General features: G+C 29.1%; 4 protein-coding genes. All 4 read right to left on the bottom strand.

Annotated elements, in window-relative coordinates:
• Positions 1 to 264 precede the first annotated feature (264 nt).
• Positions 265 to 2,028: a MutS-related protein gene (locus VK998_RS07335; RefSeq protein ID WP_325227101.1), complete on the bottom strand. Its 1,764-nt coding sequence runs from the start codon at positions 2,026 to 2,028 to the stop codon at positions 265 to 267.
• Positions 2,029 to 2,118: 90 nt separating this feature from the next.
• Positions 2,119 to 3,084: an alpha/beta hydrolase gene (locus tag VK998_RS07330; protein WP_325227099.1), complete on the bottom strand. Its 966-nt coding sequence runs from the start codon at positions 3,082 to 3,084 to the stop codon at positions 2,119 to 2,121.
• Positions 3,085 to 3,735: 651 nt separating this feature from the next.
• Complete coding sequence (locus VK998_RS07325) at positions 3,736 to 6,078, bottom strand: ATP-dependent DNA helicase (protein WP_325227096.1); 2,343 nt, start codon at positions 6,076 to 6,078, stop codon at positions 3,736 to 3,738.
• 187 nt (positions 6,079 to 6,265) lie between these two features.
• The gene (locus VK998_RS07320) at positions 6,266 to 6,679 is read right to left on the bottom strand and encodes a DUF3788 domain-containing protein (RefSeq protein ID WP_325227095.1); all 414 of its coding nucleotides are present in this window, start codon (positions 6,677 to 6,679) and stop codon (positions 6,266 to 6,268) included.
• Between the last annotated feature and the right edge of the window lie 151 nt (positions 6,680 to 6,830).

The raw sequence follows: 6,830 nt of genomic DNA, 5'->3' as shown, positions 1-6,830 counted from the left end.
TAATTATTGATTACTCCTTCATAATATGCTAACAATATAATATATTATCGCTTTCTCCGCCAATAATATTTAAGAATTCTAATACCTTTTCAGCGTCTTCCTTTTTAGCCTTACTAATTATCAAATTTTGGAACATGTTCTTCTTTTTCACTTCTTTTTATTATCAACCATTTATCATCTTTATATATAGCTGCCTCCACATTGACAATGTACAATATATTACTCATATATATTTCTCCTTTCAATTTTCCATATTTATTGTTCTCATTTATGCCTAATTATTGAATACTTTTCAGCTTGTACTACAGCCTTTTCATATATTTCTGCTGGATAGTCAAGATATTCTAAAATTGCAATAGCATTTCTGCTTACACAAGGGCCTTTTCTCAATATGTAGTCAAATATTATATCCTTATTTTCAATAGTTTCTTTAAAATGATAATTTTCATATCTATTGTTTACTAAACTTATAAGCTCTAGATCATGTGTGGCTGCAATAACACAACAATTATTATCTATCATATAATTTAATACTACACTAGCAGCACTAATTCTTTCAGCTGTATTAGTGCCTCTAAATATTTCATCTAAAATACATAGTATTGGTTCATCAGAAGCAATAGAATCAATTATCCTCTTCAACGCCTTAGCTTCAGCCATAAAGTAGCTATCCCCTTTAATTATACTGTCTGTAGTTCCAATTGAAGTAAATAGTCTAAAATAAGACGAGCTATAGTCTTTAGCTAATACTATACTTAGGGTCTGAGCAAGGATTGAGTTTATGCCTATAGTCCGTAAAAATGTAGATTTACCTGATGCATTTGAACCTGTAATTAAAACCCCTTTATTATTAAATTCAAAAGTATAGGGTACTGGTTTTTCTAATAAGGGATGATACATTTTATCTACTTCCAAATAGAATGTACAGTTTTCCTTCCTAAGCTTAGATTTAGTAAAATAATCTAATCCTGATGTATAGGAACTGACAGAAATATATGCATCTATTTCACCAACTATTCTATACATTTTCAAAAAATCTACTTTATATTCATTTAACTGTTTAACAACTTTATAAAATACTTTTGGTTCTCTTAAAACAATCATATTATAATAATCTATTAATAACTGAGCTTCTGTTTTTAGTTCATCGTTAAAGTTAATTTTAGAAATATTACGCTTTATCTTTTTGGTGTTTTGCATCAACTCCTCTAAACTATATTGATTTAACCCTAAACTATCTATGTTTAACTTCATAATATTTTCAGCACAATAAATAAGGTTACCTAAATATTTAAAAGTTTCCATCTCTGCATATATTTTATGCTTGTTGCTATTATAAACCCCAGTATTAACCATAAAAGTTAATATAAATATACTAAACCCAATTCTAAAGTCGATTAATAACAATATCAATGATAAAAAGGGTATATAAGAAAGTATTTGGTATATAATTGAATATTTTGTATCTACACTCATCCCTTCTTCAAAATATGTAAATATCTCTTTGCCCTCATCTTTCCCCAATATAGAAAGATAATACTGAATTTCTTGTGAAATGTCTCTATTATTTCTTAATTTGTCTATTATTTCATACCTTTTATTAAGTGGATTTTCTTTAAATAAAGGTCTTCTAAGAATATAATATAGATATTGCATACCAGGTAAGCTCATAGTATGATCAATTTTAGTAAATACAGTATCCATATCTAAATCATTCCATGTAATATCGTCTATTGAAAAATAAATATTTTCCCTTTTAGATAGAAATTTATGAAGATTATCTTTTTCTGAAAAATTAACATTATCTTTCCTTTCTTTTCCCCATAATTCACTAATAGACTTTTTCTTATCCTTTATATAATTGTTTCTTTCTATTTTTTGATATACTAATAAAAATATAATTACTGAAATAGAAACTATAAAAAATAAATAATTTACTTGTATTCCTAATGCTATTCCAATAATAATTAGAACTACAGATAAGGTTTCTATTATAAAATCTAAATTTCCTTTTAAATATTGATTCAAATTATTATCTCCTCCTTTTCTAGATGATTAGTTTTATAAGATGTTAATAATTATAAAAAAATTATATTCTCTCTTCTGCAAATTTATAATTTATTCCAATTCTTTTATAAACCCAAAAATATTTTTTTCATATTTATTTGGATAGTCAAAATATATTTCTACATGTGCACTATCTTCAACAGTAAAAATCTTTTTATTATTATGTTTAACTGAATTATAAATATCCTGCCCCATAAAATAAGGTGTTATTTCATCGGCTCTACTATTTATGATTAGTAGAGGTACTTTAGTATCACCTATACTGTTACAAATATTGGCATCTTCATAAGAAAATCCTAATTTCAATTTAGTAACGATATTTCCCATAAACATCATAAAATCGACTGGAATGCCTATATCCATCCTCTCCATCTCAGTAGAAAGCATATAACTCATATTGCCCATAGGACAGTCTAAAATTGCAAAATCAACATTCCTATTGGCTTGGTCTGAACCAAGATATATTCCTACAGTGGCCCCACCAAATGAAGTTCCCCATACTCCAATCTTTTTATTATCACCAATATTATCTTTTAGATATGTAACATAATCCTGTAAATCATGACTTTCTAGGTAACCATAGGTAGTGTATTTTGCTGTATTTTCTCCTGAACTTCGTTGGTCATAAGAGATAACATTATATCCGTTTTCTAAAAACATATTAGCTATAGGATAGTTTGTCCAACGACTTCCACCCAAACCATGAACCATGACTATGGTATCTTTATTTTTATCTCCATCTATAGTGATATAATCAGCAGGGATTATATGTTCATCAGATGTAGATTTTATTCGTATTGTCTCAATTGCATATTTTGATTTAAATTCATCTAAATTAAAATTTATCTTTTTGAAATATGCTTTTGCATTTTCAAAACTAGTGCTCTCATTATCCACCATTTGCATAGAACCATTAAAAACAGAAATTCCTGTAAAATAACAAGTGCCAATTATTCCGGCTACTATAACAAATCCTAAGGTGATGCCAAGTATTTTTATTATTCTTTTCTTTTTCAATATTTGAGCCCCTTTCGATATTATAATAATATGTTAAAAAGATCTTTAATCTACAGAATTATATATTTTTTAATTTTTCCTCTGGGAACCACCCTTCTCATCAACTAAGGCCATTTTATCCCTCTTAAGATATGTTTTCCTATATTTGGTATATGCTCCATAATGTGTAAAGAGTGTGTCCTATCATTGGAGGGCAGACACATGGGTCTGCCCCTACACACAACCATGATATATGCTAGAACCATTGCAATGCCTATTGTAAATCATGTGTCGTATAAAACCGGATGGACACATAGGTCCATCCCTACCCACAACTGTGATATATTCCATATTGTAGGGGTTGACCTATGTGTCAACCCGTTTATATGTCAACCCGTTAATGCACATAACATTACAAGCATAACCTTCTTTTTAATTCTTAAGGTTTTAATTCACAATTCACAATTTAAAATTCACAATTTGCGACGTTTACGTCGCATTTATATCCTTATGTTCACTTAATATCAATTCTTATTTAAATAGATTATACATATCTTTATAAAGAACAAAAGTGCTATAAATTTGGTGACTTGAAATATTATATTGAAAATATAAAGAAAGCTTGACAAATGGGTTCTCATGATGTCATTTGCTTTCCTAGGTGAATATAAACTAATTCTTCCAGAACTCCATCAGTTTTACTCTTATAAATTTTGAATTTGATACCCTCTTATTATGAGACCATTCCTTTGGATATAATCTTTTATACTTTATAGTGCCAAACCTTTCATCTATAAGTAGTATTGCTCCCTTATCCTTCTCGCTTCTTATAACTCTACCAGCAGCTTGAAGGACTTTATTCATTCCAGGATACATATAAGCATATTCATAGCCTAACTCATTTTCTGATTGAAAGTATTCTCTAATAATATCTCTTTCAAAACATATCTGTGGTAACCCTACTCCTACAATTACAGCACCAATGAGTTTGTCTCCAATTAAGTCTATTCCCTCTGAAAATATACCTCCTAATACTGCAAAAGCAACCATTGTATCCTCTGTTTCTAGATTGAATCTATTTAAAAATTTCTCTCTATCTTCTTCTGTCATAAAACTTTCCTGAATTATAGTTCTAATATCTGGATTTCTATCTGCAAAACTTAAATACACTTGTTCCATATATTTGTATGAAGGAAAGAAAACAAAATAATTTCCCTTTTTCTGTGATACATATTCTTCAATATATTTTACTACATTTAAGTAAGTTTTATCTCTATCCTTATACTTAGTGGAAATAGTATCCCCAACTAAAAGACATAGATTGTCCTTGGGAAAGGGAGATAAAAATCTAATAATGTAATCTTCTTCATCTCCACCTAATACATCTCTATAATAATCAAGGGGTGTTAATGTAGCAGAAAAGAATATAGCTGCTCTCCCCTTTTTTAATATTTCACTTAATAAATAGGAAGGATCTATGCAAAATAGCTTTAAAAGCATATCCTTACCCATTCGTTCAATATAGGTTACATACCTATTATCATAGAAATCGGCTATCTTAATAAATCTCAATATTTCAAAATATAATTCTTGTATTTCCTCATGAAGCTCATGCCCTTTTTCATTTATAAGCCACTCTTCCAATTTCTTTATAAGTTTATTTATTGGAGAATAAATATCTATTATTTCCTCTTTTTGATAATAAAAATCCTTATTAGAAACATGCTCTCTTTTTACTTTATTCATAGCATTATTACAATTATTAAAAGCTTTTGCAATATTAGGAAATTTTTCTTTAAATAATCTTTTATATTTTAGAAATGGATCCTTTGTAATCTGTGCTGAAAACATATCTCGAGAACGGTCTACTAGGTTATGAGCTTCATCTATTAAGAATATGTAATCATTCCCATTACCTTCAAAAAATCTTTTCAACCTTACATTTGGATCAAATACATAGTTATAATCGCATATTATTACATCGCTCCAAAGACTTAAATCTAGAGAAAACTCAAAAGGACATACTTGATGAATTTTTGCATATTCAACTATAATCTCCCTTGTCATCATATCTTGTTTCTCTAGTACATCCATTATAGCTTGATTCACTCTGTCATAATGACCTTTGGCATAAGGACAGTCTCTTGGATTACATTTTACTTCTTCATTTAAACATATTTTTTCCTTAGCAGTAATGACAATGGATTTAATCCTAAGTCCCTTCCATGCCATCTGCTCTATAGAATTTAAAGCTGCCTGCCTTGTAATAGTCTTTGCGGTCAAATAAAAAACTTTAGAAGCAATATCCTCCCCAATAGCCTTTATTGAAGGAAATATAGTAGAAATGGTTTTACCTATACCTGTTGGAGCCTGAGCAAAAAGATTTTTTTCATTAAGTATTGTCTCATAAACAGCAACTGCTAATTTCCTTTGACCTTTTCTATAGTTTTTAAAAGGAAAAGAAAGTTCTTTTATGGCTGCATCTCTAACCATTTGCCAATAAAAAGTCATATTAGCCCACTCTACATATTCTTCAATTAACCCTAAAAAGAACTCCTCTAATTCCTTAAAGGTATAACATTTGATAAATTTCTTCATTTCCTCCGATTCAATATTAAAGTAGGTAAGTTGAATTTCTAATTTTTCTATTTTATTTTCCTTTGCATACATGTAACCATAACATTTCCCTTGAGCCCAGTGAAGCTTATTATAATCTTCATCAAGCTCATCTAATGGCCTTATAGTGCTTTTAATCTCATCTATTATTATATTTTCATCTGTCTTTAAAATCCCATCCGCTCTACCTTCTATTTCTATAGTGAAATCCTCATAATTTAAGATATGCCTTAATGCAACTTCTGGAGTATATTCTTCTCCATAAGAGTTTTGCACCTTTTGATGGGCTTTTGTCCCTTCCGCTGCTCTAGTACTTCCCACAAATGTATTGTCTATATCTCCTGACCGAAGTACAAACTCGACTAAATTCCTTACAGATACTTTGATTTGTTTAGACATATTTTTCATCCTTAATCTCCATGATATTTGATACCTATATATGCTTTCATATGGACTTCCTTTCTAATACCTATAATCTTACTATATACTGACTGGAACATATCCCTTCTCATTGTTTTCATCCTGCAATTCCAATCTCATTATCACATAATTTTCTGGCAGGATAATTGGTCATTACCTATTTCATTTATTTTCTTTTGGGTTTCTTTTTTATTATTATCAATCTCTTTATGTCTTCAACTAAACTCATATCAGAAACATTGATCCATAACCATCTACCATCATGATATTGACGGGTATTTGAATATAATTCAATAATTTTAGAAGAAAACTCATTTTGTATTAACTCAAATTTCTGCCTTTCTGCCTTGCCAAATATAACCAGTACAGTAAACTGTCCCTCTTTTACATAAAAAGCACATAGGGTTCTGCCACTTCTACGATATTTCACTTCCCAAACCCCATACTTTCCGCCTTCATCCCATACAGGATCAAATTGATAATTTGACTCGACAAATTGAATAAGTTCATTCCATGCTTCCATTGCTTTTTCACCTAGCAAAGATTCAATTTGTTTTTTGTTAGGAATTGTCTCAAGCACATTTACACCTCCCTTGGTTTAATATCATATGTATTAATAAAACTATAAATAATATTTGTTATGCTTAACTGTAAAAAATTCCATAACTATTTAACTTGCATATATCTAATTATTTCATCCAAATCAAAATTGTAATGTTCAAAAAATATAT

The organism is Schnuerera sp. (genome assembly GCF_035459645.1).
Classification (GTDB): Bacteria; Bacillota; Clostridia; order Tissierellales; family Tepidimicrobiaceae; genus Schnuerera.
The sequence above is the reverse complement of the archived record's forward strand: the minus strand, read 5'-3'. Positions and strand labels throughout refer to the sequence as shown.

Bases quoted from the DNA above. Each gene is read 5' to 3' on its own strand.
- VK998_RS07325 (WP_325227096.1), bottom strand. From the start codon at position 6,078: ATGTCTAAACAAATCAAAGTATCTGTAAGGAATTTAGTCGAGTTTGTA.